This is a genomic window from Chitinophaga filiformis (assembly GCF_023100805.1).
GTDB classification, from domain to species: Bacteria; Bacteroidota; Bacteroidia; order Chitinophagales; family Chitinophagaceae; genus Chitinophaga; species Chitinophaga filiformis_B.
On the sequence record NZ_CP095855.1, the window covers coordinates 2,017,623 to 2,042,454 of the forward strand.

Below are 24,832 nucleotides of genomic sequence, written 5' to 3' on the forward strand. Positions count from 1 at the left end.
GATCACAGCTATCCTCATTACTGTGCCTTGATCATATAATAGACACAGGTCGTAAAAAAGTTCCTCACAAAAGGGATCGCAGCTACAAGGCCCGATTGCAGGCGGGGTTTCAATCCAAATTTATATTTATAGATAGGATTGATCAGGTAGAATTGTTTACTGGTGATCTTGTAACCCTGTTCTTTCACGATGCGTTCAAAACGTTCAATAGAGATCCCTGTTTCCTTGATCTCCATTAGTTCTGCGATGATATTAGGCGGCTCTCCAAAAGCACGTAAAACGCCTCTATAGAGCGGATTAGGCAGCAAATGGATATATGGCATCATATTCAGCACTTTGCTTTCACATGTCTGCTGATGACCGCCATGTGGCATGTACCAGGGTGGGAATCCAAAATATACTTGTCCGCGGGGAGTCAGCAGGTTTTTCAGATAACCTATGATCTTCGCCTGATCTGGAATATGTTCAATAGCATCTTTCAGAATGATGAGATCAAAGGAATGTTTAAACTCTCCCAGGAAATCAACATCATAGATATTCTTGTTAATGAGCTGCATGTTACCTGCGTCTACGTATTGTTTCAGGTAATCATGCGCAAGCGCAATTTTATCATCTGAAAGGTCTACCCCCACGCAATGACAACCCTTTTCCAGGAAAGGTATCAATACGCCTCCTTCACCACAGCCTATTTCCATTATCCGCAGATCCGGTGTTACCGGCATGGCTGCATCTATAAAAGGCAGCACATAGTTAATGGAATTATCCACCTGTTGCTGATATCTGACATTCGCGTTGCTGTGTTGTATTAAAGACATATTATCAAAATTGCGTGAAAATAGTGAAAAAGCGCATATTTTATACCAGTATGGTGTATCAGAGGGTGAACGTCGCAATCCGGGTTTCTATTATCTTTGCGGGATGAATCAGACAGCAGAAAAAAACATTTACGAAGAAGGTCAGGTAATACTTATCAATAAACCCTTGAAATGGACCTCTTTCGATATTGTGAGAAAGATCAGGAACACCACAAAAGCGAAGACCGGTCATGCCGGTACCCTGGATCCGCTGGCAACCGGATTACTGATCTGCTGTACAGGTAAAATGACGAAAAAGATCAACGAATACCAGGCACAGGAGAAAGAATACACCGGCACTTTCACTATAGGCGCCGTTACACCTACCTACGATCTGGAATCTGAACCGACTGACTTCAAACCGCTGGATGGCATCACCGAACAGCTGATCCATGACACTACCCGCCAGTTCCTGGGCGAGCAGCAGCAGCTTCCTCCTATACATTCCGCCATCAAACAAAATGGTAAGCCTATTTATGAGCTGGCGCGCAAAGGCGTTGAAGTGAAAGTAGAGCCCCGCACAGTTTTCATTAAAGAATTTGAGATCACTAAAATAGAAATGCCTGTAATATACTTCCGCGTTGTTTGCAGCACAGGCACCTACATCCGTTCCCTGGCCAACGATTTCGGCGCCGCCCTCGGCGTAGGCGGCTACATGAGTAGTCTTTGCCGTACACGAATAGGAGAGTTTAAACTGGAAGATGCCTGGGATATCGAGCAGTTTATCGAGGAAGCGAAGAATGTTATTAAAAAATAAGAGGCGCTGGTAAGCGAATACAGATGTGTAGTACCCTTGGAATTATATCGTTTAAATAATTCGAAGGTTCCGTTATTGTTATTGTCTAATCTGCAACAAGCATTTCCGGTTTAGATTATTGGATTTGAATAACACCCGGTTTCAATCCCAGGGTGCGGGCACCGGTTTGCATCATTCGGTTTGAATAATACCGGTTTCAATTCCCCAAGTTTGCAGGCACCGGTTTGCATCGGATAGTTTCAATCGCCGGTTTAAAACATCGGGTTTGAATAAACACCGGTTTCAATTCCCAGGGTTTGGGGCCCCGGTTGGCGTTGGATGGTTTCAATCGCGGGTTTACATCATTGGGTTTGAACAACACCGGTTTTCAATTCCCCCGGGTTTGCAACCCGGGGCTACAAACACGTGACTCCTGACAGAGTCTATGCGATAGTAATGAATGGCCAATGTTTGTTGGGGTTATGCGTCTATTAGGCGCCTGTGAGTATAACGGTTTTCAGGTGGAGATTGCTGGCCTTAGTTATCTGAAGTAAGCTGATGTTTTGTACCAGGGGTTTAATCAACATCCCATCGTTCCAATACCTGCAAAGGTGATAGTAAGGAACTTCAGAGAACTACAGCCAGCAGTCCCACCTGAAACCGCGGCCGACGCTCGGGCCCTGATTAAAATGGGTGTGGTGAAACACCTGAAACCGCGGCCGACGCTCGGACCCCGATTTAAAATAGCTGTCGTGAAACACCTGAAACGCCGGCCGTTGCCGAGATCCCGATTAAAGTTAATGTCCCTGAAACCGCGGCTGGATGTCCGGATCCTGATTTAAAGTGGCTGGCCACTGGTGCAAGCCCGCTAAAACGGATAGCCTATCGCCACATTCCAGATGATATTATTCCGCCGCCACGCCGCATCTCCCAACTGCCACTGACTAAGATACCACCCACTCTTATTCCCCTTATAATAAGGCACTTTCACCGGCACACCCCAATCCAGCCTGATCAAAAAGAAGGAAAAATCCAGCCTTAATCCAGCCCCCGTACCCACCGCCAGATCACGATAAAGGTTTTTCAGTCTGAACTCACCTCCCGGACGAATAGTATCCTTTTTCAGCATCCAGATGTTACCCATATCAAGGAAGGTCGCACCCTTGAGGTTGATACTACCATTGAACAGGCGCAGGAGGTCAAAGCGATATTCGATATTACCCTCAAGCTTCATATCACCGGTCTGATCCGGGAAGTTGCTGGCAGTAATGGAACTATCCTTGAATGTGCCCGGCCCCAGCGTACGTAGTCGCCAGGCACGGATACTATTTGGACCACCAGCCGTGAACTGGCGGATATATGGCATTACGTCTGATTTGCCGTAAGGAATGCCGACACCGCCATAAATACGGGTGGCAAGTGTAGTATGATTGGTCAGGGTCCAGTAATGCCGGTAATCAGCCTCTAATTTGAGAAAACTGGCAATCGGCATATTGGTCAGGCTTTCAAGATCGGTACCTTTTCCGGAAATACTGCCCCAAAGGCTGTTGATACCATTCAGCCACGCGCCGGACTCTTCGACATTCGCACGGAAGTAAGAATAGTGATTGCGATGCAGGACATCGTTATTGCTGTAGATGTAAGTGACATTCTCGCCACCGATAAACGCCGGCTCAAAGCTTCTCTTCAGATAAGGGTTCTTATTCACGATGCTATCGCGGAACCCTGCATTCAGGTTTACCCCTACATAGTTGAGGGAGATCGGTTTGACGATCCAGCGTTTATAAAGGTTCTGGTTCCACTCATACCCGAAAGACGCATTCACGTTGGAAATGTAGAACTTGGCAGAACGGGTGAGATAATCGACCCCGGCTGTCAGCCTGGTACGTACGGTAGACCGGTTGCGCTGGGCAATATGGAAGGGAGTAATAAAGCGGGGAAAGATCAGGCTGACCTGTCCGCCTATTTCCTGCGATTGCAGCATCCAGTTGCCCTGAGTGCGGATGAGCTCAACGCCGGTATTCAGGCTCACGTTCAGCTGGGTGGCAGAACGGCCGATATTGAGGTGCCGGTAGTTCAGGCTGACGCCGCTACCAACGAGGTAATCAGAGCTCGTGCTGACCTCAAAGTTGGCCCCTATCTCCTGACGGCGTTTCGGCGTCATGAAGATGTAAGTGTTCAGTGTATTTGGTTTGTCTTTGCTTTCCCGGTATTGCAGGTTGACGAACTGCCAGGCGCCCAGGTCATAGAGGCGGCTGATGGCATCGTTGGTACGCTGCTGGGAAAACCGTTCGTCCTTTTTAAGCAATACAGACCTGTAAAGCACAGCCGGCTTCAGGATGTCCTGACGGTAACGGATGACCAGGTCCCGGCGCTGGGTGGTCTTGAACAGGGAATCGGCAGTACTGCCATATACCGGGTAATCGGGATAGGCAATAATACTGTCCAGTGTATACTGCTGATAGCGGAGGGATGAGTCTTCCGGATTCCAGATCTTAATGGTGATATCCATTTTAGGCCTGTCTTCCCCTTTACGTTCGTTGTACACGTTAACGATCCCTTCGAAGGGGTTCATGAGGTTGCGGAACAGGGTTTTATGTAGGGTGTCGATCTCAAATTCGATTGCATCGCGGTCAAATTTATAATAGCCGGCATTGCGTATCACACGCATGAGCCTTTCGCGTTCACTGCCCAGGGCTTCCTGCTTGTAAGACATGCCCGATTTGATCAGGGCCAGTTTTTCATTCTCTCTGACCAGCTTCAGCAGATTGGTGTCAGGTATTTCATAGCGGATCTTGTTGATCACAAAGTTCTTACCAGTATTCACCTTGTAGGTGACATTGACTTTCTGCCTTTTGATGGACTCCTCGTAATCTACGGTCGCATAGAAATAGCCCTGGTTATTCAGGTAGCTGACCATACGTTTGATTGATTCCTTGGTTTTGGTAGAATCGTAGATCACCGGTTCTTCCAGGTTGCGGGGCGCCAGCATCAGGTTCCAGAACCAGTTGGATTTCTTTTCATTGTACTTCTGGTTGTAGAGCCATACCTTGAAACGGGTGCCCATAAACAAGGTATTGGACTGTTGCAGCATGAGTTGCTTGGAAGTAAGGGAGGCGCGGATATCCTGTTTTTCTGCGGAAGATGCTTCTCCTTTTACATCCACATCGCTGTCCACATAAAGCAGCTGATTCTTTTGGAGGTATTTTGTATTGGAACATGCTGCCAGCGCCAGTGTGGTCATCAGGATGATTATATAGTTCAGATAAATGAAAAGGGAACTATGTGGCCGCTGCTGCATCAGAGTCAATACAATTATTAATAGTTAGAAGCTTTGTTTTCTGTTTATTTCCATAGAGGCCAGTCCGCGTGGCTTTGCCGATTAAAAGAATTCATGTAGGTTTGGCTCTATGTTGTCGAAGGCGCAAATTAAGTATATTCAATCATTACAGCATAAAAAATACCGTCAAAAATCCGGCCAGTTCATTGCTGAAGGAGATAAGATCGTTCCGGAGCTGCTACAGGAAGGCATTCCCGTGCAGGAGGTGTATGCAACTGCTGCCTGGATAAGTACTCATAGATCTTTACTGGACCGTACACCCGGTGTAAGGGTCACGGAAGTAGAAGAAAGTGTCCTGAAGCAGCTGTCAGCGCTGACTACACCTAATCAGGCATTAGCCCTGCTGGATATCCCGGGATCTGCTCAGGTAGCGCCGGGATCTTTGAAAGGTACTGTATCCCTGGCACTGGAAACCATCCAGGACCCGGGTAATCTGGGTACGATCATTCGTATAGCCGACTGGTTCGGCATCCGTCAGATCATTTGCTCACCCGATTGTGTGGATGCCTACAATCCTAAAACCATCCAGGCCACGATGGGCAGCATTGCCCGTGTAAGCGTACTGGAAAGTGATATCGTTACGCTGCTGCAGCAGGCGGGTGTGCCTTCTTATGCCGCTACCCTGCACGGTACCAATATCACCGAATTCTCAAAACTGAAAGAAGGTATTATCCTCATCGGTAATGAGTCCCGCGGACTGAGTGAAGCGGTAATAGCCGCCAGCACCTATAAGATCACTATCCCAAAACTGGGTGGAGCGGAATCCCTGAATGCCGGCGTCGCGGCTGGTATCATCTGCGGACGATTGTTAGTGTAGTACACTGATAACCATTTGTGCCCAAGGTCATATGCCGATATCCGGATCAGACGAACCACTGCTCCGGTTGTTAAGACAAGAATGAGATAACAGCCGGCCTCGTGCCCATAGCGAAATATTCTGTGAACAGCCGGTTGGCAGAAGATTGCGGTTACAGCGGCTGTAAGCAGGTTAAAACCATCGTTCCTGATTATTAAGTCAGCACGTTAATAAGGATATAAAACAGGAAGTCCATAGCGATCAGCGCTATGGACTTCCTGTTTTATATCTTATCAATGATTATTTAAACTGTATTGCCTTTACCGGCGTTATCCTCCGGATGATCCGGGACGGCAGTATCAATACCAATACGCAAAGCAGCAGGGTGCCTACATCAATCAGCACCACCTGCAGCCAATTCAGGGAAATAGCTGCGACAGACATATAGTAAGACTCTTCCGGCAATTTAAAGAGGCCGGTAGTTTGCTGCAAAATGGCTAAACCAATACCCAGGATATTTCCGAGGATAATCCCTGTTATGACGATATAGGCCGCCTGTATCATGAAGATTCCCTCTATTCTGTCATTCCGCAGACCCAGCGCTTTCAGGATACCGACCATATTGGTCCGTTCCAGGATGAGGATGAGAATTGCCGTGATCATGTTGATAGCGGCTACAATAGACATGATCACGAGTATAATGAGCTTATTTTTATTCTGTAAACGCAGCCAGGCAAAGATGTTAGGATAGATGTCAGCAATGGAACGGATGAACAGCTGATCGGGAATTACATCAAAAGCAGCGGTACCTATCTCTTTCAGGTTGCGGTAATCATCCGTAAAGATCTCATATCCTCCTATACTACCGGGTTCCCAGTTATTCAGCTTGCGGATCAGTTCAATATCGCCCAGTACATATGTCTTGTCATATTCCTCAATGCCTGTTTTGTAAATGCCGCTGATGGTCAGTTTACGCGCCCTGGGTGGTTGGCCCTGTGCCTGGATGAAGTAAATGATCAGCGGATCATGCAGTTTCAGTTGTAATTCCTTGGCGAGCCTGGCGGAGATCAGCACTTCAGGTGCATAGCTGCTGTCATTGTAGTGAATAACACTGCCTTCCTGCAGGAATTGCTGCAGATGGTCCCAGTTGTAATGGCGGTCCACTCCCTTGAAAATGACGCCTTCCAGATCTTTTTCTGCTTTTATTATAGCAGATTTGGTAGCATAAGCGTTTATTGTATTGATGCCTTTTATCTGCCTGAGCTTAGCCAGGGTCGTACTGTCCATTGTGAAGGGAAATTGTTCTGTCAGCGGACCGGCATTGGGCTGATACTCGGTAATGTGCATATGTCCCCAGAAACTGAATATCTTCTGCTGGATGACCTCCTGGAAGCCATTCACCAGGGCCACTGCCAGTATCATCACTGCTACGCTTATCGCAGTAGCTGCAATAGCAATATTGATAATGAACTTTGAAAAGGAAGATGACCGGTTAAAGGCAATCCGCTTGGCAATGAAGAATGGCAAATTCATAAGACAAATGTATTGAATATAATCATAAACAGCCGGCCGCTTATAACGAAGCTGCGCGGTACAAATTGAAAAAATAGTACCTTAATGGTTACTTGAAATGCTATTATGAAGATAAAATCCTTCTTCTGTATACCGGTAATATGTTTACTGGCGTACGTTCTGCCGGTAGCTGCGCAGGAGAATACCACTAGTCCTGACCACGTTTACTACAGTAATATCCGGTCCGTAAAGCTGAACCAGGCAGGCGATCAGCTCAGCTATCCCATTATTACGCTCAATGGCGATGAAAAGTTGGAATTGAGCTTTGATGACCTGGACAATGACGTGAAGAACTACTTTTATACGTTCGTTTTGTGCAATGCAGACTGGACACGGGCTCAGATCAACCAGGTGGAATACCTGCGCGGTTTCTCCGAAAACAGGATACAGGATTACCGTTTTTCCAGTATTGCCCTGCAGAAATATACCCATTATTCAGTACAGCTGCCCAACCAGAACTGTTACCCTACCAGGTCGGGCAATTACCTGTTGAAGGTGTACCTCGACAGCGATACCGACCAGCTGGTACTGACCCGCCGCATGCTGGTAATAGGCAATAAGGCCAGTGTGAGTGGCTTTATCCAGCAACCTGTTACACCTAAGATATTCCGGTCACACCAGAAGATCAACTTTTCTGTTAATACAGGCGGACTGAATGTTATAAATCCTTTTGACCAGATGAAAGTAGTGATCCTGCAAAACTATCGTTGGGATAATGCTATCAAATTCCCACGTCCTTTATTCATTAAAGGCAATGTGCTGGAATACAACTGGGAGGTGGACTGTGTAATGCCGGCAGGTAAGGAATGGCGATGGATAGACCTCCGAAGTTTCCGGTTGCAGACGGAAAGAGTGAAAACAACGGAGTATGCAAAAGATCATACGGACGTCTATGCCCTTCCGGACTTTGAAAGAGGAGGGAAGATGTACCAGTACATCAAGGATATTAACGGATTGTACTATCTCGCCACGCTCGATGATTATGACCCTTTCTTTGAAGGGGATTATGCTACTGTACATTTCTCTTTCCCTGTACCTGAGCCCTATGCAGGCTATAACATGTATATTCTTGGGGAATTGACGAACTATGAGTGTAATGAAAATAGCAGGATGGTGTTTAATCCGGCTACCAGAGCGTATGAAGGCACATTATTCCTGAAACAGGGTTTTTATAACTACGTGTATGCATTAGTGGATAATACCGTTGTGGACAGTAAGCCCAATACGGAGCTGACAGAAGGAAACTGGTGGGAAGCGGAGAATAACTACACGATATTGGTTTATTATCGCGCATTAGGTGGAAGAGCGGATGAACTGGTTACTACCACTACACTGAACTCCATGTTGAGCCGTAAATAGCACGTAGTAAAAAAAGCAAGGCGTTCATAGCCGGAAACTATGAACGCCTTGCTTTTTTATTACTGCAGATGATATGTTGTGTTAGCAATCCCTACACAAAATATCAGCGAGTCATTATACTGCGGATGATATGTTTTGTTACCAGGCTCCCACAGCATATCAGCTGGTCATTATACTGCGAATGATATGTTGCCTTACTAACCTCTCAGAAGATCGGCTGATAATTCTACTATTGCGGATGATATACCGCGTTGCCAATCGTCCACTGAAGGGCTGCCGGCATTGATGTAGCCACGGATAACGTATTATATTCGCAATCTCCTGCAGAAGATCAGCTGACAACGGTCTGGCGGAGTTTCACAATATTTGCAGCGCCACGTTTAATAATAATACGCGTACCACGGTCAAAAGTGAAGTAACGATAGAACCAGTTACTGAACACCACCAGTTTATTCCTGAATCCGAGAAGGCTCATAAGATGCACCGCCATCCACACCATCCAGGCCATAAATCCGCTCAGTTTCATTCCTGCAAATTCAGCCACGGCATGATTACGGCCTATAGTAGCCATGCTGCCAAGATCCTTGTACTTAAATGCTTTCAGGCCACGGCCGGCAGATTTGATCATCTTTACGATATTCTCTGCCAGGTTTGCGCCCTGTTGAATGGCCACCTGTGCCACCATGGGATAGCCTCTGGGAAACTTAGGATCATTCACCATCTGGGCAATATCGCCGATGGCATAAATATTCAGCGTGCCGCTCACCAGGTTGAATTCATTCACTTGTATACGGCCGTTGGGTAATATTGATTCCTGCGGAATACCTGTTACCGGTACACCTTTTACGCCCGCGGCCCACAATAATGACTGGGTCTTCAGGGTTTCGCCATTGCTGAGCAAAAGTGTTTTACCATCGTACTCTTTCACAACGGCATTGCACAATACCTTCACACCGAGTTTCTCCAGGCTTTCCAGCGATTTGCGGGAAGAGTGTTCACTCATACCGTTCAGGATACGTCCGCTACCTTCAATGAGATAGATGTTCATCAATGATACCGGCAGTTCAGGATAATCTTTCGGCATAATATACTTACGCAGTTCTGCGAAAGCACCTGCCAGCTCTACACCTGTAGGACCTCCACCTACCATCACGAAGTTCAGTTTTGACCTGATCTGTTCTTCATCTTCCAGTAGCAGGCTTTCCTCAAACTGTTTGATCACATAATTACGGATCTGTACTGCTTCAATGAGCGACTTCATACCAATGGCATGTTCCTCAATCACCTTGTTGCCAAAGAAATTGGTGGTGCTGCCGGTAGCGAGTACCAGGTAATCGTAACGCAGCTCTCCGATGCCTGTTTCGAGTATATTTTCTGCAGGCCGTACACCGGTTACCTCGGCCATACGGAAGAAGAAGTTGGATTGGTGTTTAAAGATCCCGCGAAGCGGAAAAGCGATACTATCTGTTTCAAGACCAGCAGTAGATACCTGGTAAAGAAGGGGTTGGAAGAGATGATAATTGTTCCTGTCAAGCATCACAACCTGTACGGGGGCATTTTTGAGTTTTTTGGCCAGGTTGATACCGCCAAAACCGCCACCTACAATTACTACACGGGGCATTCCTGTTTCCGGAATATTCGGTTGAATCATAATACAATCATTTAGCAATCAATGAAATAAATTCGAAATGAACGTGCTTATGTCTTGCGACACTATGTATTCAAACGCCGGAAATTATAAATGCTACTCAAAGTTACAATACTTTCAGAAAAAAATGAAAGTTATATTGAGAAAGTGAGGAAATATTCGTGTCAATCGGTTGGGATATTACTGGAGGCCGTATAAAATACTGTATTGGCATCGCATCTGCCAGGGGCAAAAAAAATCCCCGATGCATGGCGTGCACCGGGGAGTATACCATCTAAAAGCAAGATTACATTTTCTTAGCGTCTTCCAGGAACTTAGCCAGACCGATGTCAGTCAGCGGGTGTTTCAGGAGACCGAGGATTGAATCCAGCGGACATGTGCAAATGTCTGCACCGGCTTCAGCACATTTGATGATGTGTAAAGGAGAGCGGATAGAAGCCGCCAGGATCTCGGTTTTGAAGCCCTGGATGCTGTAGATCTGTGCTATCTGGGCAATCAGCTCAACGCCATCCCAGTTACTGTCATCAATACGGCCAATGAAAGGAGATACAAAAGTAGCACCTGCTTTAGCAGCCAGGATAGCCTGACCTGCAGAGAATACCAGTGTACAGTTGGTTTTGATACCGTTGTCAGTGAACCATTTCAGCGCTTTGATACCGTCTTTGATCATAGGCACTTTCACCACGATGTTTGGGTGAATAGCAGCCAGTTTCTTACCTTCTTCAACAATGGCGTTGAACTCGGTAGACAATACTTCTGCACTGATAGGACCATCTACCAGCTCGCAAATTGTTTCATAATGTTTGAGGATGTTAGCTTCGCCTTTGATGCCTTCTTTAGCCATCAGGGAAGGGTTGGTGGTAACACCGTCAAGAACGCCCAGGTCGTTTGCTTCTTTAATCTGTGCCAGATTTGCAGTATCTATGAAGAATTTCATTGTGAAATGATTTAGTCCTTTTTTAATAATTTATTGCCGTCACAATAGTACGGAACAAATGATATATAATCAACAGTACTCACTGATTCATTTAGAATCAATATAGAAACCGGATAATCGCGAAATAAACAGTTGAAACGCATTGGGTAGAAATCACAGGCCATCCTTATGGAAGGAGGAGAGTTAATAGCATTACAACTGAATCTATCGACTGATGACCTGGAATACAAAAGAAAAAAAAACGGCAAGTTACTTACATCGCACCGCTACAACCGCCTACCCTTGCTACATTCCTGTCCTGGGGGAGTTCAGCAGGAGCTGGTCGTATAAGACTTGCCGGCTGCAAATGTACACTAATTGAAATAAATAACAAATCTTAAAAGAAAAATTATTTGAATTATTTTAAAAAGTAAACAAAAAAAAGTGTTGCTTAGTGATCAATTTCATTCTGTCTGCTGTTATATGTCTTGTATCAGTGACCGGTTGAAACACAGCAGAGGCTCCTTATTCTATGAAATAAATATGTTTTTGACATCACGATCCGACTGTCATTATGCTCATTTTCTGTACATATATCCTTTCACCTAAACATTTAATTATGCAAGACGTATCCTACGAATCTTCAGGCGCTGCTATGACTGGCGCATTCCTTGTTCTTATGGTGTTCTACCTGGCCATTGTCGTGCTGCTCATCGTTAGCGGCTGGAAAGTATTCGAAAAGGCCGGTAAGCCAGGTTGGGCAAGTATTATCCCTATCTACAGTTTAATTGTGATGCTGGAAATTGTAGGGAAACCCTGGTGGTACATTTTCATGTTCCTGATCCCTATCTACGGGTGGTTCATCCTGCCTATCATGTTGACCCACGATCTCAGCAAGAGCTTCGGGAAGGATGTCGGGTTCACGATAGGGCTGCTGTTCTTAGGGATCATTTTTTATCCGATCCTGGCATTCAGCAAAGACATCCAATATATCGGTCCCGCTGGTCGTCCCGCCGGGCCTGCATTGGATAGCCAGATAGGTAGTATCGGAAATCCGGCAGTATAAAACACTTTTGCCATAATTAGTTCTCCCTGCCGGTTGTCATTTATTGGCGACCGGCAGCTATCGAGTCGTATAGTAGTTATAATCGTTCAGGACCGTTTCCAGGAATTCTTCAGGCAGCATATCCGTCTTGATCTCAAGCACATCTTTTACACGATAGGCAACACGCGCTGCCAATTCGGGGTTCTTTGACTTGATAGCCTGATCCATCAGCGACTTGATCTTATTCATATCCCTGTCAGACAATTTCAGGATCTGGGGGAAACGCGGCTGATAATCCACCGCCGACATATCCCTGAATATCGTGTCGTTGAGGCTCGCCTTGGTTTTTGTACTCACTACGATCGTTCCTGCCACAATATCTCCCAGCCGCTGATCATAAGGCGACCTTAATATCGCAATGATGGGGATAATACCGTTCCAGAAGAAATAGGGGGCTTCCAGCAGGCGAAACAGCCACCTGATCAGGTGTTGGCTGATACTGGGCTTCCCGCCCTGCATATTCCGTACTTTGATGTTCAGCATCAGCTTACCCGGCGTCTGTCCGTTCATAACGATCTCAAGTACAAGGAAATAGAATAAGATCGGTAATACACCCAGGAAGAAGTACACCACATAACTCGTTACCTCGCCCAACTGCATATTGTACACCGTATATCCCAATGCTATACAATATACCGCCCTGATGAGCGTATCCAGCAACCAGCCCATAAATCGCTGGAAAAGGTTCGCTGTCTCAAATTCAAGGTCTATATTGAAAGAAGTGGGTATTTTTATTGAAGCCATGTATAAATTTACTAATTAATCTATATGTTTGTGAGTAGTCCACAGATCGTAGATCATAAGCGGTAGATCTTCGTTCTGAACAACTCCGCTGCTGGCTAATCTAGCTACATTTATTTAATTAATATTAGCTGCCGGGGGCTTTTTTTTGTATATTCTGAACAAAATCCTTTCATTGAACAGTTGATGGCTTATTCTTTATAGCCTATCAGTTATGGATGACGGACTAACAGACAGCCCATGCGTGAATCAACCTTCATAAAAAAGAATCTCCAGCGCTGGAAAAGATACCAGGAGCAACCTGCCGAAGATCCGGACGAGATGGCGGAACGTTTTACCAGCCTGCTGGACGATCTGGCTTATGCCAAAACCTTCTACAGCTTCAGCAAGGTGACCGGTTATATCAACAGCCTGGCTGCCGGTATCTATCATAGTATCTATGGCAACCGGAAAGGGCAGGATGGCCGGGTACGCAACTTCTTCATCTATGAGCTGCCACTATTGTTCCGCAAATACCACCGTTTGTTCCTTTTCACTTTTTTGTTCTTTCTCCTGTTCTGCGTCATTAGTGCTTTTTCTGCTGCCCATGATGAGACTTTCGTACGTGGTGTGCTGGGAGACGAATATGTGAGTATGACAGAACAGAATATTAATAACGGCGATCCTTTTGGCGTTTATAAACAAGACAACGAGCTGGTAATGTTCCTGCAAATAGCAAAGAACAACATTACCGTGGCAATGTGGACCTTTGTCGGAGGTGTGACCCTGGGAGTAGGTACCCTGTGGCTGATGATGAAGAATGCCGTTATGCTCGGCGCTTTCCAGTATTATTTCTTCTCCAAAGGACTAGGCATAAAATCGGTCCTTGTGATCTGGATACATGGCACCCTGGAGATCTCAGCTATCGTAATAGCCGGTTGCGCAGGACTGGTAATGATCAGCGGACTGATATTCCCGGGTACCCGTAAAAGACTGGATGCTTTGAAAAATACGGCCCGCGATGGTGTAAAGATAGTAGTGACGCTGATACCGGTATTTATAGTGGCTGCCTTCCTGGAAGGTTTTGTAACCCGGCATACCGCTATGCCGCTATGGGTCAGCATCAGCATATTGTCGCTATCACTGCTATTTATCATTGGTTACTTTATTGTTTACCCGATCTATCTGCATCGTAAAGGATATAAGCTCGGACTGAAAGCAACTATTATAAAGCCTGTGAAATGAAGAAAACGCGCGTTCATTATATCCTGTTATTATTGTGTCTGCCTTTGTTGGTCAGCGCGCAGCAATCTGTACCCACGGAACAATGGGATTCCATGGTTGCTGAAGATATGATCAACACTGCCACAAAAAGAGAGGCTGCAGAAGAAGCGGCAGATACCAGCACGAGGGAAGATATTATCCGGCATGAAGAAGAACATCACCTCTGGGACCAGGCAGCGCCGGCAATGGCTGATACGATGTCCTCTTATGCGGATTATCCGTTGGTGCTACGAGCAGTGCCTGACAGCGTCATGAAGGTACTGCAGGCCGATCGGGAATTGCAATACCGGAAAAAGAAACCGGAGCAGCGCAAAAATATACCCTGGCTCAACAATCTCTTTGCAGGCATCTTAAAGCTGGTAGGGCTTTTTAAGTTTGTGATCGTGGGTATTATTTTAAGTTGTGTTGGCTTTCTGTTGTATCTCTACCTGAAACAGAACGGCTACCTGTTTAAGAAAACAAAGCCGGATGCTGACAAGACCGTAAGACTGACAGAAGAAGAGCTGGATACGGAAACATATCATCAGCAGATAGAACAGGCCATTGCTTCCGGAAAGCTCAGAGTGGCGGTAAGGTTGTTGTATCTGCAAACACTGCGGGTACTTGTAGATAAAGGGATTCTTACCTACAGCAGGGAAAAAACCAATGCAGCTTATCTGCGCAGCCTGGTATCTACACCATGGTATAAAACATTTGCAACGCTGACACTGGATTATGAATACATCTGGTACGGAGAGATGCCTGTGAACAACGAACAGTTCAACGTTATACACAAGCAGTTCCGTCAATTTATGAACGAATTAGGCTATACCCGGTGAAATCAAAATTAATAATAATAGTCAGCGCCATTGTCCTGGTATTTTTGATCCTGCTGGTCTTCTCTGCACGTACAGGCAAGCCGGACAGTCAAAATATTGACGAAAAGGAACTTGCACGGCAGAGCTTTTCCCATAAGGATAAAAGTCCCGGCGGGTGTTATGTGATGTTTAAAACATTATCTCATCTTTTTTATTATGATATCAGGCCGCAGGTAGTGACCAAGCCTTTTTCCCGCACCTACAGCAAAGATGAAACACTTGCATCTACTGATTATAACCTGTATATCCTCGTGACAGACAAGTTGTACACTTCAGCAGAAGACGCTAAGAATATGATCAAATTTGCTGCTGCGGGTAATCAGCTGTTCATTGCAGCCAATCAACCGGACAGCCTGCTGCTGGAATACCTGAATGTAAAGGTGAATGATGAAGGAATTTTCCAGTCGTTTACCAATGCGGATCAGCGATATGTGAACAGTAGCCTGGCGCCGGATACTGCCTTTTCCCGTAAAGGCATCAGGGGGGGCAGTTTCATCACAAAGATGGATACCAGCCGTACTACTATATTGGGTACAGATGCATTCCACCGTCCCGACTTTGTAAGAGTATCAGTTGGTGAAGGCGCAGTGTTCCTGCTGTTGCAGCCATCTACGCTGACCAACTATTTCCTGATGCATGACCGCAATATAGTGTCTTTGGAAAGGCAACTGGCCTATACTAACCTATACATGGATCATGTGTACTGGGATGAGTTTTACAAATATCAACACTATCGTCAGTCGTCCGATTTCAGCGAGTGGCAGGTGCTGATGCGTTATCCGGCTATGCGTTGGGCCTTGTGGCTGGCGGTGGCATTATTACTGATCTATATGTTGTTTGAAAGCAAACGCAGGCAACGCATCATACCTGAAAGGCCTTTGCTGGTGAATAATTCACTGGAGTTTGTAGATGCGCTGGGACAGTTGTACTATCAGCAACATGACAACCGCAACCTGGCGCAGAAGATCATTCTGCAGTGGCAGGAGTTTGTACGCACACGCTATTATCTGAATACAAACAACCTGGATGCTGCATTTGCAGAGGCATTGTCCCGCAAGGCAGTTATGCCGCTGGAACAGGTGAAAGATATCCTGAACAGTATCCAGGAGGTACAGTCCGGTCACACCATTACAGATGAATATTTACAGCGATTTTATAAAAACATACAAGCGTTCTATTTAAATACGAAATAATGGAGGAAACTACATTTCAACCCAGGACTGATTTTACCGCGCTGCATGAAGCGGTAGTGGCCATCCGGGAGCAGATAGGAAAGGTAATTATTGGTCAGCATGAGATGATCGACCTGTTAATAGCAGGGCTGCTTACACAAGGCCATGTGCTTATAGAAGGCGTGCCTGGTGTAGCGAAGACACTGACTGCCAAACTACTGGCGCGCTGTATAGATGCAGACTTCTCCAGGCTGCAGTTTACACCCGACATTATGCCTGCCGACGTGATTGGTACTTCCATATTCAATCCGGAGAAAAGAGAGTTTGAATATAAGCGTGGCCCGGTGTTCAGCAACCTGGTGCTGATAGATGAGATTAACCGTGCCCCGGCGAAAACGCAGGCGGCCCTGTTTGAAGTGATGGAAGAAAGGCAGGTGACGAATGATGGTGTTACACATCCATTACCTGCTCCTTTTATGGTAGTGGCTACACAGAACCCGATAGAGCAGGAGGGAACGTATCGCTTGCCTGAAGCGCAGCTGGACCGTTTTCTTTTTAAAATAGAAGTAAAATATCCTGCACTGGCGGAAGAGATATCCATGCTCCAGGCAATGCATCAATACAATGGTATGTCTGACCTGACGCAGCTGGTCGAGCGTGTAGTAACCGCTATACAGATCATGGAATACCAGGTGCTGGTGCGTAAAGTGCATATAGAAGATAAACTGCTGCACTACATTGCTGCGCTGATCCATGAAACGCGTAACAATGCATCACTGTATCTCGGAGCTTCACCGCGTGCATCGCTGGCAGTCATGAACTGTGCAAAGGCAGTTGCCGCCATGCACAACCGCGACTTCGTTACACCTGATGATATTGTCAGCATGTTGCCGCATGTATTGCGTCATCGTATTATGCTCACACCTGAACGTGAGATGGAAGGTATTACTACAGATGAAGTGATCTCACAGATCGTGAAGTCGGTGGAAGTACCGAGGTAAACATTATTGTATGTTGAAAGCATTTTATCAGTCTTTATTTTTTACAACGCGCTTCTATGCATTACTGGGAAGCACGGCGATGTTATTTGTCGTGTCTTATTTTTTCCCTTCATTGTATATCGTGTCGGAGCTGATCTTTATACTACTCGCATTCCTGCTCGTACTGGATATCATCTTTCTGTATGCGGCCGGAGAGAAGCCACTGGAGGTGACGCGCTCCATGGCCAGCCGTTTCAGTAATGGTGATAATAATGACATCAGGATAAAGCTGGTAAATAATTATCGTTTCCCCGTTACAGTTATAGTACTGGATGAATTACCGGTGCAGTTCCAGGTACGTGATTTCAGGAAAAAGGCAAAGCTGAAAGCCGGCGAGGAACAGGAGATTCACTATACCTTACGTCCTGTAGAGAGGGGAGAATATCATTTCGGTAAAACCAATGCTTTTGTGCGCAGCCTGTTGGGATTGTCGCAGCGGCATATTGCACCGCTGAATGAGGATATTGTCCGGGTATATCCTTCTTTCCTGCAGTTACGCAATTATGAGTTCTTTTCTTTCAATGGCCGGTTACAGGAAATGGGGGTGCATAAACAGCGGGTAACAGGTCATAGCATGGAGTTTGATCATATTAAGGAATATGTGCGTGGCGATGATGTACGTATGCTGAACTGGAAAGCCACTGCGCGCAGAGGTACGCCAATGGTCAATAGTTATGTTGAAGAGAAATCGCAGCAGGTATATTGTGTGATTGACAAAGGCAGGGCCATGAAGATGCCTTTCGAAGGATTGTCTTTACTGGATTATGCTATCAACGCCTCATTGATCTTCAGTAATATTGCCTTGCAGAAGGGAGATAAAACAGGGCTGGTTACGCTTGCAGCGCAGCAGGTGGACGTACTGCCTTCCTCTGCCAAGAAGACGCAAATGAACCTGATACTGGAGAAGTTATATGCGCAGGAAACACAGTGGCAGGAAAGTGATTATGAGCGGCTGAGTGTTACTCTGCGTAGTGTTTTTTCCCAGCGTTCCCTGCTGATACTTTTCACCAATTTTGAATCTATGACGGCGCTGCAAAGGCAGCTACCCTATCTGCGCAGGCTTTCAAAGTATCACTTGTTGCTGGTAGTTTTCTTTGAAAATACAGAGCTTAAGAAAGTAACAAAAGATCACGTGCATACTGTGGAAGAGATCTATCGTCAGGTGATTGCACAGAAATTTGCTTATGAAAAGAAACTGATGGTCAGGGAGCTTACGAAATATGGTATCCTGTCCTTACTTACTCCACCGGAACAACTCACATTAAATGTGATCAACAAATACCTGGAGCTGAAAGCCAGGGCGCTTATTTAGCGGTGGAAATCAGCTCCGGGGCCCTGGATCATTTATCCTGGAGTTGTTTCACGGGTATTGTACCCGATATAGACATTGCCGGATCGTTCTTATTGGTTGCTGTAACAGTGATAGCGCGGGTAGCGTCATCAGGGTTCAGCAGCAGGTCCTGCCCCAGCAATTTTCCTGCACTGGTCGTAAATTTAATAGCAGCTGTATCCAGCGGATAGATCTTTCCGCTACTGAAGGCACCTTCCACATTCAGGTAAAACCGGATGCCTCTTTTCAGGCTGTCGGCATAGTGATTGAAACGGATACTTTCGAGGTGCGGGAGCATTAACGTGGTTGTCAGTGGTTGTGGGTTTTCAGGTACTGTAATAGTAAGCTCTACCTGGTAATGCAGTTTCGCCGCCCGTTGTCTGTCGAGTTGTAAATAGCCGTTCTGGACACTGCCGGCAGAGCTGGTCACTTTGATATTTCTCCAGCGGTAAGCCCCTTGTAAATATCCTTCCGTTTTTCTTACCTGTCCGTTTGCATACCTGAATTCCAACCCTATAGGGATGTGATCATATAATTCGGCTATGGAAGCCGGGTCATAACTGGCAGTAACGCTGGTTATATTGTTTTGCTGTGCCTGGGCATTAAAAAAAAGCAATAACTGCGCGATGATTAAAATGGCTCTCAATGTGTTTTTTACCTGAAAGCTGAAAAAATCATTCCACATTTACAAGTATAGGCGGTTTTTTATGTTTCTTAACAGATGCCGTGGCGCTATGCTATGAGTGTCAATGGCCAGGGAAGAGAAAGGTGCCGGCGCAGATTGGCTGGATGCTATCCTGCAGGTTAGCACTAACCTTTGGTATACTACTAACTATTTAATAGCAATTGTAAATAGTTTTGTCCTGTCAAAAAAATCAAATGAAAACATTAAGGATTGTTTATTGGATCAGCACTGCGATGATAGCATTGATGATGGCATATTCAGGCTATGCCTATTTTACCGATGTAAAAATAGATCAGGCATTTCAGCATCTGGGTTATCCGGCTTACTTCAGAATTGAGCTGGCTATAGCCAAACTGATAGGTGTTGTGTTATTACTCACGCCGGTTGGCAGCAGGATAAAGGAGTGGACATATGCAGGTTTCACCTTTACGTTCATATCCGCAGGTATTGCTCATGTTTTTTCGGGAGACCCAATGCCGGTGCCGGTTGTACCATTTATTTTCCTTGCTGTACTGGCGGTATCCTACTTCACTTATCACAAGTTAAATAAATCAAACTAGCATGAAAAAGATACTAAAAATTATATCCAGTGTTAAGGGGGCTGAATCAAAAAGTACGCAGCTGGCGGATGCAGTTATTGAAAAGCTGATCGTGCAATATCCAGGTAGTACTGTTAATGTAAAAGATCTGGCAAAGGAGCCATACGAGCACTTTCACGAAGGGCATTTAAAAGTGTATGGTGGACTGGGAGAAGTAACACCGGAGGTGATAGCGGGCGTGGAAAAAGCTTCTGAAGAAGCGATCAATGAGTTAATGCATGCGGATATTATTGTGATAGGTGTTCCGATTTACAATTTCAATATTCCCTCAACACTGAAAGCATGGTTGGATCATGTGATGCGCGCAGGAAAAACGTTCTCTTTTGCGAGTGGTCAGAAAGAGGGATTGGTCAATAATAAGAAAGTATATCTGGCTGTGTCATCAGGCGGTATTTATTCCGAAGGACCAATGCAGACATATAATTTTGCTGTTCCGTATCTGGAAGCGTCTCTTGGTTTTATTGGTATAACCGATATCAGCACATTCTGGGCGGAAGGATGTGATATGCCTGGGTACAAGGAGACAGCATTACAGAAGGCGATTGACAAGGTGGCTGTATAGATGATAACTTGCTTTTATCTGATTCAGGATTGCTTACACAACAACGTATAAGTCCCCGGAAATAAACCATTTCCGGGGACTTATACGTTGTTGTGTAAGCAGGTCTTACATATACTTCATGGCTTCGTAGCCCAGTAGCCTCCGCCACAATGCCAGTTGTCCGATACAGTTGGCCTCGCGGTAAGTCTGAAAGGAAACCAGATCAAACACGCTCATTTTCATACCCGGCATTTCAAAGGGCTCATCAAATTTTTCGTCGTCAGCATTGAGCAGCGCTTCTCTCAAAAGCGGGGAAATGATCTTCCAATCTTTTTCAAAATCGCTCAGCGCCGGATAGATGGCGCCATCCTGTATGCCCTTATGGTCTTTAAAAAGGTCATGTGCCTGTTGCTGTTTGTCGATGCCGAACAATCTGGCTAGTTCGAATCGCTCCTGTACCAGGCTACCTGCCAGCCATGCCATATGATTTGCTTTTGTACCCAGGCGTTCATTGGCATCTTTTTCGGAAATGCCGGCAATGACATTTGAGAAAAAAGTGGTATGCATGTCATACAATACCATAAAGCCAAAAGTTTTGCTGCTAAGTGGTTGTACTTCCATTTTAAACAGTATTGGTGAGTACTAAGGTAGCTAATAGCCCCTGGCTGCCAGCTTGCCGGAGATGCCAACCTTAGGGGGTATTTGTGACAAATACAGTAAATTAGTAGTCATATAGACTCAGTTATGCCATCTCAGACGCTTGACAGCCGAACCATAGATACATTGAGAGATATTCCTGACCTGGTTCCTGTATTCCGTGAATATTTTGAAAATTGGACCATCAGGGTGTTTAACAGGGAAATTCATGAATGCCGGAATTACCTGTCTCCCAACCGGAGGGATTTCTATAAGATACTGCTGACTACGAAAGGGGCCGGCATATTTACAATGGGATTAAATACCTATTACCTGGAAGAGCCCAGCATTCTGTTTATCCATCCCAATGATATCATTTCCTGGAAAAACCTGTCGGAGGAGTCAGGCGGATATTACTGCCTTTTCAGAAAATCCTTTGTTAATGAACATCCCATTTTGAAGTCAGGTATGGACAAATTCGCACTTTTCTCCGACAAGTCGAAGAGTGTGATCAGGCTGAAGGAACAGCATGTACAGACATTAGAACAATTATTTGCAAAGATGAAGGAGGAAGAGCTGCTCAACAGCAAGTGGAGTGATGATTCGATGCAGGCTTACCTGCAGCTGATAATGGTGGAAAGCGCCAAGATTGGCGATTTCCCTCCACCAGACACTGTGACGGATGAGTTCCGTCATGTACATGAATTTTTCAGGTTGCTGGAAGCGGAGACTGCTGGTATCAATAAGGAAACGCCTATCAGGATCAGGACCGCCAAGGAGTTTGCTGCAGACCTGGCAGTGCATCCCAACTACCTGAATGCCCTGTTGAAAAAGCACACAGGACAGAATGTAAGTACCCATATCAAGAACCGTTTACTGGACGAGACCAAAGTATTACTGTTGCAAACCGACTGGTCACTACAGGAGATCGGGTACAGTATCGGTTACGCCGAGCAACCCAATTTCAACTCATTCTTTAAGAAAAATACCGGCATTACCCCCGCTGAATTCAGGAAGACCTATCATCTTTGATTTTCATAAAAGGTTCAGTGTTTTTGCTAAAGCCCGGCTGCAGGCTTGTTTTCATCTTTGTATCATAAAATACAAGCAAAATGAAAAACACAGGAACACAGAAAGTATGGTTCATCACCGGAGCATCCCGGGGCTTTGGATTGGAAATATCAAAGGCGGTTCTTGCCGCAGGCGACAAACTGATTGCTACCGTACGTAGCAAGCCGGAAGACCTGGCTGCCCGGTTGGGAAATCATGCGCATCTCGCTGTTGTAACACTTGATGTCACAAATGAGGAACAGGCGAAAGCGGCAGCTAAGCAGGCTGTTGACGCTTTCGGAAGAATTGATATCCTGGTAAATAATGCAGGGTATGGTTTACTAAGCGGGGTAGAAGAGGCCACCGCCCGGGAAGTAAAAGATAATTATGAAGTAAATGTGTTCGGACTGTTGAATGTAACCCGTGCAATATTGCCCTATATGCGGGCGCAGGGATCCGGTCATGTCATCAATATTTCATCCGTAGGTGGTTTATTTGGCTATGTAGGCTGGGGTATTTACGGTTCTACCAAATTTGCGGTAGAAGGCATCACCGAAGCAATGGCGCAGGAACTGGCTCCGTTGGGTATTTATGCTACGGTAGTAGCTCCCGGTTTCTTCAGAACAGAATTCCTTGACCACTCTTCCCTGGTGAAAACCGGCAATGAGATCAGTGACTATGCAGCCACCGTTGGCGAAATGCGCTCTTTTGCAGCAACAGTAAACAAAAAGCAACCCGGCGATCCTGTAAAGCTGGCGCAGGCCTTCCTGAAACTGGGGCATGCGGAGAAACCTCCGGTACACCTGCCACTGGGGAACGATACCCTGGCTAAATTCAGGGAAAAGATTGCCGCTTTTGAGAGGGAAATTGCTGAATGGCATGAAGTGGTCACCGGTACGGATCATGATGATGTTGCCGCCTGAGATTGCAGCAGGATGGTTTCATTTAACCAGCAACTGGCTTGTTTTCTCCAGGGTTTCTTCCAGTTCCTGTACCAGCCTGTTCACAATGTCATGGATGGAGCTGATATCTTCCACCATTTCGACGCTTTGACCGGCTGACCAGAGTTGCTGGTAATTGCCTGGTTTTACGGCAGCTTCCAGTTTTTTCATGCCACGCAGCTGCACCAACATCTTGAAATATTTACGGGTACGGGCATTTTTATTGAGTTGCTTTTCCAGCCAGTTCTGTTTATAGCCGATCTTTTTTGCTGCGGGGGTATTGATAACATTACAGGGAGTTCCGGAGAGGCGTTCCGTCAATACGATATCTTCCATACCATAATCGAGGATGGCGTTCTTGTATTCATTGCTGACGCCGGCTTCCTCACTGGCAATAAAACGTGTGCCTATAGAGGCGCCATGGGCGCCCAGCACGAGAGCACTGGCCAGTTGCTGACCCGTAGCGATCCCACCTGCGGCAACCAGGAGTTTTTCGGGAAATGCTTTCTGCAGGGCAGGAACAAGGATATGCATCGGATATGGACCGGCATGGCCTCCGGCGCCGGCACATACAGCAATAAAACCGTCGCAGCCGGCCTGGGCCGCTTTTTCGGCATGTTGTATATTGGTAACGTCGCAAAGCACCTTAGCCCCGTAACTGTGTGCGGCTGCAATCACCTCTTTGGGACTACCCAGGGAGGTGATATACAAAGGTACTTCTGCCGCCACGCAGTCTTTCAGGTGTTTTGAATACAGTGGATTGGTCTTCTGAACAATGAGGTTAACGCCATAGGTGCCCTGGCCGGGCGGCAGTTGTGCCCGGTGTTGGTTCAAATGCTCCAGCACCTGCTTCAATTCTCCCTCTTTTCTATAGTTGAGGGAAGGGAATGTGCCGGCAATACCGTTGTCCATGGCGGCTTTAACCATTTTTTCGTTACTGACGAGGAACATGGGAGCCATGATGACCGGATAGCGGATGGCAAGGGCTGAGGTTAATTGCATAAGTGGGTGTTTAGCTATGATTTCACAGCAAGCTGCCTGGCCACGAATTTTCCGAGGATGTCGAATTCCAGGTTGATCGTGTGGCCGGGTTGAACGGCTGAGATGTTTGTGTGTTCATATGTATATGGAATCACAGCAATGCTGAATTCCGTATTGGTCACATTATATATGGTCAGGCTGATGCCATTGAGGCAAATGGAGCCTTTTTCCACGATCAGGCCGGCAAATTGTTCGGGGTAACGGAAGCGGTATTCCCAGCTACCACCCTGAGGCGTGCAGGAAATACATTCTCCTGTGCTGTCGACGTGGCCCTGGACGAGGTGCCCGTCAATCCTCCCGTTAAAGACCATGGCTCTTTCCAGGTTTACCTTTTGTCCGGGGCTAAGTTGGCCGATATTGCTTTTCAGCAGCGTTTCGGCAACGGCAACAATATCGTAGGTATCGCCGTCTATGCGGGTAACGGTCAGACAAACGCCGTTGTGGGCTACACTCTGGTCTATTTTCAGTTCCGGTGCGAGGGAAGAGCGGATGGTGATGACCATATTGGTGCCTTCCTGCCTGGTGGCTATTACTTCTCCTAATGATTCTATGATTCCTGTAAACATAGGGCTAAATTAAGTAATAATGGGGAGATGGCCGTGGCCAGAAG

General features: G+C 46.1%; 23 protein-coding genes and 1 other RNA gene. 13 read left to right on the forward strand and 11 right to left on the reverse strand.

Annotated features, from left to right (window positions below; translation table 11 throughout):
- Positions 1 to 17: 17 nt before the first annotated feature.
- Complete coding sequence (locus MYF79_RS08425) at positions 18 to 815, reverse strand: class I SAM-dependent methyltransferase (protein WP_247813398.1); 798 nt, start codon at positions 813 to 815, stop codon at positions 18 to 20.
- Between the two features lie 103 nt (positions 816 to 918).
- On the opposite strand from MYF79_RS08425, the gene truB reads away from it, so the two are divergent.
- Positions 919 to 1,611, forward strand: coding sequence for a tRNA pseudouridine(55) synthase TruB (gene truB / locus MYF79_RS08430; RefSeq protein ID WP_247813399.1), 693 nt, complete (start codon positions 919 to 921; stop codon positions 1,609 to 1,611).
- Positions 1,612 to 2,458: 847 nt separating this feature from the next.
- Here truB and MYF79_RS08435 read toward each other — a convergent pair.
- Positions 2,459 to 4,891: a BamA/TamA family outer membrane protein gene (locus MYF79_RS08435; RefSeq protein WP_247813400.1), complete on the reverse strand. Its 2,433-nt coding sequence runs from the start codon at positions 4,889 to 4,891 to the stop codon at positions 2,459 to 2,461.
- A 109-nt stretch (positions 4,892 to 5,000) separates the two neighbouring features.
- Here MYF79_RS08435 and MYF79_RS08440 point away from each other — a divergent pair, with 109 nt between their 5' ends.
- Positions 5,001 to 5,747 (forward strand): TrmH family RNA methyltransferase, encoded by a 747-nt coding sequence (locus MYF79_RS08440; RefSeq protein WP_247813401.1) that lies wholly within the window; start codon positions 5,001 to 5,003, stop codon positions 5,745 to 5,747.
- A gap of 279 nt (positions 5,748 to 6,026) precedes the next feature.
- Here the strand turns inward: MYF79_RS08440 and MYF79_RS08445 are convergent, their stop codons facing one another.
- A complete protein-coding gene (locus MYF79_RS08445; protein ID WP_247813402.1) occupies positions 6,027 to 7,259 on the reverse strand; it encodes an ABC transporter permease in 1,233 nt (410 codons plus the stop codon).
- Positions 7,260 to 7,364: 105 nt separating this feature from the next.
- On the opposite strand from MYF79_RS08445, the gene MYF79_RS08450 reads away from it, so the two are divergent.
- Positions 7,365 to 8,657 carry a DUF5103 domain-containing protein gene (locus MYF79_RS08450; protein WP_247813403.1) on the forward strand — a complete coding sequence of 431 codons (1,293 nt, stop codon included), beginning with the start codon at positions 7,365 to 7,367 and terminating at the stop codon, positions 8,655 to 8,657.
- Between the two features lie 331 nt (positions 8,658 to 8,988).
- Here the strand turns inward: MYF79_RS08450 and MYF79_RS08455 are convergent, their stop codons facing one another.
- The 3 genes from MYF79_RS08455 to ffs all read right to left on the reverse strand — a co-directional run bounded on the left by MYF79_RS08455 (position 8,989) and on the right by ffs (position 11,581).
- Positions 8,989 to 10,308: an NAD(P)/FAD-dependent oxidoreductase gene (locus MYF79_RS08455; protein ID WP_247813404.1), complete on the reverse strand. Its 1,320-nt coding sequence runs from the start codon at positions 10,306 to 10,308 to the stop codon at positions 8,989 to 8,991.
- A 283-nt stretch (positions 10,309 to 10,591) separates the two neighbouring features.
- Positions 10,592 to 11,242 carry a fructose-6-phosphate aldolase gene (fsa, locus tag MYF79_RS08460; protein WP_089835205.1) on the reverse strand — a complete coding sequence of 217 codons (651 nt, stop codon included), beginning with the start codon at positions 11,240 to 11,242 and terminating at the stop codon, positions 10,592 to 10,594.
- Between the two features lie 239 nt (positions 11,243 to 11,481).
- Positions 11,482 to 11,581: signal recognition particle sRNA small type (gene ffs / locus MYF79_RS08465), an RNA gene on the reverse strand.
- Between the two features lie 259 nt (positions 11,582 to 11,840).
- On the opposite strand from ffs, the gene MYF79_RS08470 reads away from it, so the two are divergent.
- Positions 11,841 to 12,287, forward strand: coding sequence for a DUF5684 domain-containing protein (locus MYF79_RS08470; protein ID WP_247813405.1), 447 nt, complete (start codon positions 11,841 to 11,843; stop codon positions 12,285 to 12,287).
- Between the two features lie 57 nt (positions 12,288 to 12,344).
- On the opposite strand, the gene MYF79_RS08475 is transcribed toward MYF79_RS08470, so the two are convergent.
- Positions 12,345 to 13,070, reverse strand: coding sequence for an RDD family protein (locus MYF79_RS08475; protein ID WP_247813406.1), 726 nt, complete (start codon positions 13,068 to 13,070; stop codon positions 12,345 to 12,347).
- 237 nt (positions 13,071 to 13,307) lie between these two features.
- On the opposite strand from MYF79_RS08475, the gene MYF79_RS08480 reads away from it, so the two are divergent.
- Genes MYF79_RS08480 through MYF79_RS08500 form a run of 5 tightly spaced genes read left to right on the forward strand, consistent with a single transcriptional unit; the run spans position 13,308 to position 18,711 of the window.
- The gene (locus tag MYF79_RS08480; RefSeq protein ID WP_247813407.1) at positions 13,308 to 14,291 is read left to right on the forward strand and encodes a stage II sporulation protein M; all 984 of its coding nucleotides are present in this window, start codon (positions 13,308 to 13,310) and stop codon (positions 14,289 to 14,291) included.
- Entirely contained in the window at positions 14,288 to 15,148 is an 861-nt protein-coding gene (locus tag MYF79_RS08485; protein WP_247813408.1) for a DUF4129 domain-containing protein, read from the forward strand. The genes MYF79_RS08480 and MYF79_RS08485 overlap by 4 nt, the downstream gene beginning before the upstream one ends.
- On the forward strand, positions 15,145 to 16,380 hold the full coding sequence (locus tag MYF79_RS08490) for a DUF4350 domain-containing protein (RefSeq protein WP_247813409.1): 1,236 nt from the start codon (positions 15,145 to 15,147) through the stop codon (positions 16,378 to 16,380). Before MYF79_RS08485 ends, MYF79_RS08490 begins: the two co-directional genes overlap by 4 nt.
- Positions 16,380 to 17,360, forward strand: coding sequence for an AAA family ATPase (locus MYF79_RS08495; protein ID WP_247813410.1), 981 nt, complete (start codon positions 16,380 to 16,382; stop codon positions 17,358 to 17,360). The genes MYF79_RS08490 and MYF79_RS08495 overlap by 1 nt, the downstream gene beginning before the upstream one ends.
- 10 nt (positions 17,361 to 17,370) lie before the next feature.
- Positions 17,371 to 18,711 carry a DUF58 domain-containing protein gene (locus MYF79_RS08500; RefSeq protein ID WP_247813411.1) on the forward strand — a complete coding sequence of 447 codons (1,341 nt, stop codon included), beginning with the start codon at positions 17,371 to 17,373 and terminating at the stop codon, positions 18,709 to 18,711.
- Between the two features lie 28 nt (positions 18,712 to 18,739).
- Here MYF79_RS08500 and MYF79_RS08505 read toward each other — a convergent pair whose 3' ends face one another.
- Positions 18,740 to 19,375: a hypothetical protein gene (locus MYF79_RS08505; protein ID WP_247813412.1), complete on the reverse strand. Its 636-nt coding sequence runs from the start codon at positions 19,373 to 19,375 to the stop codon at positions 18,740 to 18,742.
- Between the two features lie 233 nt (positions 19,376 to 19,608).
- Here MYF79_RS08505 and MYF79_RS08510 point away from each other — a divergent pair, with 233 nt between their 5' ends.
- The gene (locus MYF79_RS08510) at positions 19,609 to 19,974 is read left to right on the forward strand and encodes a DoxX family protein (protein ID WP_247813413.1); all 366 of its coding nucleotides are present in this window, start codon (positions 19,609 to 19,611) and stop codon (positions 19,972 to 19,974) included.
- 1 nt (position 19,975) lies between these two features.
- Entirely contained in the window at positions 19,976 to 20,575 is a 600-nt protein-coding gene (locus tag MYF79_RS08515) for an FMN-dependent NADH-azoreductase (RefSeq protein WP_247813414.1), read from the forward strand.
- Positions 20,576 to 20,680: 105 nt separating this feature from the next.
- On the opposite strand, the gene MYF79_RS08520 is transcribed toward MYF79_RS08515, so the two are convergent.
- On the reverse strand, positions 20,681 to 21,175 hold the full coding sequence (locus MYF79_RS08520; RefSeq protein ID WP_247813415.1) for a DinB family protein: 495 nt from the start codon (positions 21,173 to 21,175) through the stop codon (positions 20,681 to 20,683).
- 123 nt (positions 21,176 to 21,298) lie between these two features.
- On the opposite strand from MYF79_RS08520, the gene MYF79_RS08525 reads away from it, so the two are divergent.
- The gene (locus MYF79_RS08525; RefSeq protein ID WP_247813416.1) at positions 21,299 to 22,222 is read left to right on the forward strand and encodes an AraC family transcriptional regulator; all 924 of its coding nucleotides are present in this window, start codon (positions 21,299 to 21,301) and stop codon (positions 22,220 to 22,222) included.
- 80 nt (positions 22,223 to 22,302) lie between these two features.
- The gene (locus MYF79_RS08530; RefSeq protein WP_247813417.1) at positions 22,303 to 23,163 is read left to right on the forward strand and encodes an oxidoreductase; all 861 of its coding nucleotides are present in this window, start codon (positions 22,303 to 22,305) and stop codon (positions 23,161 to 23,163) included.
- Between the two features lie 18 nt (positions 23,164 to 23,181).
- Here the strand turns inward: MYF79_RS08530 and MYF79_RS08535 are convergent, their stop codons facing one another.
- Together MYF79_RS08535 and MYF79_RS08540 are read right to left on the reverse strand one after the other, a co-directional pair.
- Entirely contained in the window at positions 23,182 to 24,183 is a 1,002-nt protein-coding gene (locus tag MYF79_RS08535) for an NAD(P)H-dependent flavin oxidoreductase (RefSeq protein WP_247813418.1), read from the reverse strand.
- A 14-nt stretch (positions 24,184 to 24,197) separates the two neighbouring features.
- On the reverse strand, positions 24,198 to 24,788 hold the full coding sequence (locus MYF79_RS08540) for a riboflavin synthase (RefSeq protein ID WP_247813419.1): 591 nt from the start codon (positions 24,786 to 24,788) through the stop codon (positions 24,198 to 24,200).
- Positions 24,789 to 24,832: the final 44 nt, after the last annotated feature.

Coding starts and splice junctions, on each gene's coding strand:
- MYF79_RS08425 (WP_247813398.1), bottom strand. CDS start 815: ATGTCTTTAATACAACACAGCAACGCGAATGTCAGATATCAGCAACAG.
- truB (WP_247813399.1), top strand. CDS start 919: ATGAATCAGACAGCAGAAAAAAACATTTACGAAGAAGGTCAGGTAATA.
- MYF79_RS08435 (WP_247813400.1), bottom strand. CDS start 4,891: ATGCAGCAGCGGCCACATAGTTCCCTTTTCATTTATCTGAACTATATA.
- MYF79_RS08440 (WP_247813401.1), top strand. CDS start 5,001: ATGTTGTCGAAGGCGCAAATTAAGTATATTCAATCATTACAGCATAAA.
- MYF79_RS08445 (WP_247813402.1), bottom strand. CDS start 7,259: ATGAATTTGCCATTCTTCATTGCCAAGCGGATTGCCTTTAACCGGTCA.
- MYF79_RS08450 (WP_247813403.1), top strand. CDS start 7,365: ATGAAGATAAAATCCTTCTTCTGTATACCGGTAATATGTTTACTGGCG.
- MYF79_RS08455 (WP_247813404.1), bottom strand. CDS start 10,308: ATGATTCAACCGAATATTCCGGAAACAGGAATGCCCCGTGTAGTAATT.
- fsa (WP_089835205.1), bottom strand. CDS start 11,242: ATGAAATTCTTCATAGATACTGCAAATCTGGCACAGATTAAAGAAGCA.
- MYF79_RS08470 (WP_247813405.1), top strand. CDS start 11,841: ATGCAAGACGTATCCTACGAATCTTCAGGCGCTGCTATGACTGGCGCA.
- MYF79_RS08475 (WP_247813406.1), bottom strand. CDS start 13,070: ATGGCTTCAATAAAAATACCCACTTCTTTCAATATAGACCTTGAATTT.
- MYF79_RS08480 (WP_247813407.1), top strand. CDS start 13,308: ATGCGTGAATCAACCTTCATAAAAAAGAATCTCCAGCGCTGGAAAAGA.
- MYF79_RS08485 (WP_247813408.1), top strand. CDS start 14,288: ATGAAGAAAACGCGCGTTCATTATATCCTGTTATTATTGTGTCTGCCT.
- MYF79_RS08495 (WP_247813410.1), top strand. CDS start 16,380: ATGGAGGAAACTACATTTCAACCCAGGACTGATTTTACCGCGCTGCAT.
- MYF79_RS08500 (WP_247813411.1), top strand. CDS start 17,371: ATGTTGAAAGCATTTTATCAGTCTTTATTTTTTACAACGCGCTTCTAT.
- MYF79_RS08510 (WP_247813413.1), top strand. CDS start 19,609: ATGAAAACATTAAGGATTGTTTATTGGATCAGCACTGCGATGATAGCA.
- MYF79_RS08515 (WP_247813414.1), top strand. CDS start 19,976: ATGAAAAAGATACTAAAAATTATATCCAGTGTTAAGGGGGCTGAATCA.
- MYF79_RS08520 (WP_247813415.1), bottom strand. CDS start 21,175: ATGGAAGTACAACCACTTAGCAGCAAAACTTTTGGCTTTATGGTATTG.
- MYF79_RS08525 (WP_247813416.1), top strand. CDS start 21,299: ATGCCATCTCAGACGCTTGACAGCCGAACCATAGATACATTGAGAGAT.
- MYF79_RS08530 (WP_247813417.1), top strand. CDS start 22,303: ATGAAAAACACAGGAACACAGAAAGTATGGTTCATCACCGGAGCATCC.
- MYF79_RS08535 (WP_247813418.1), bottom strand. CDS start 24,183: ATGCAATTAACCTCAGCCCTTGCCATCCGCTATCCGGTCATCATGGCT.
- MYF79_RS08540 (WP_247813419.1), bottom strand. CDS start 24,788: ATGTTTACAGGAATCATAGAATCATTAGGAGAAGTAATAGCCACCAGG.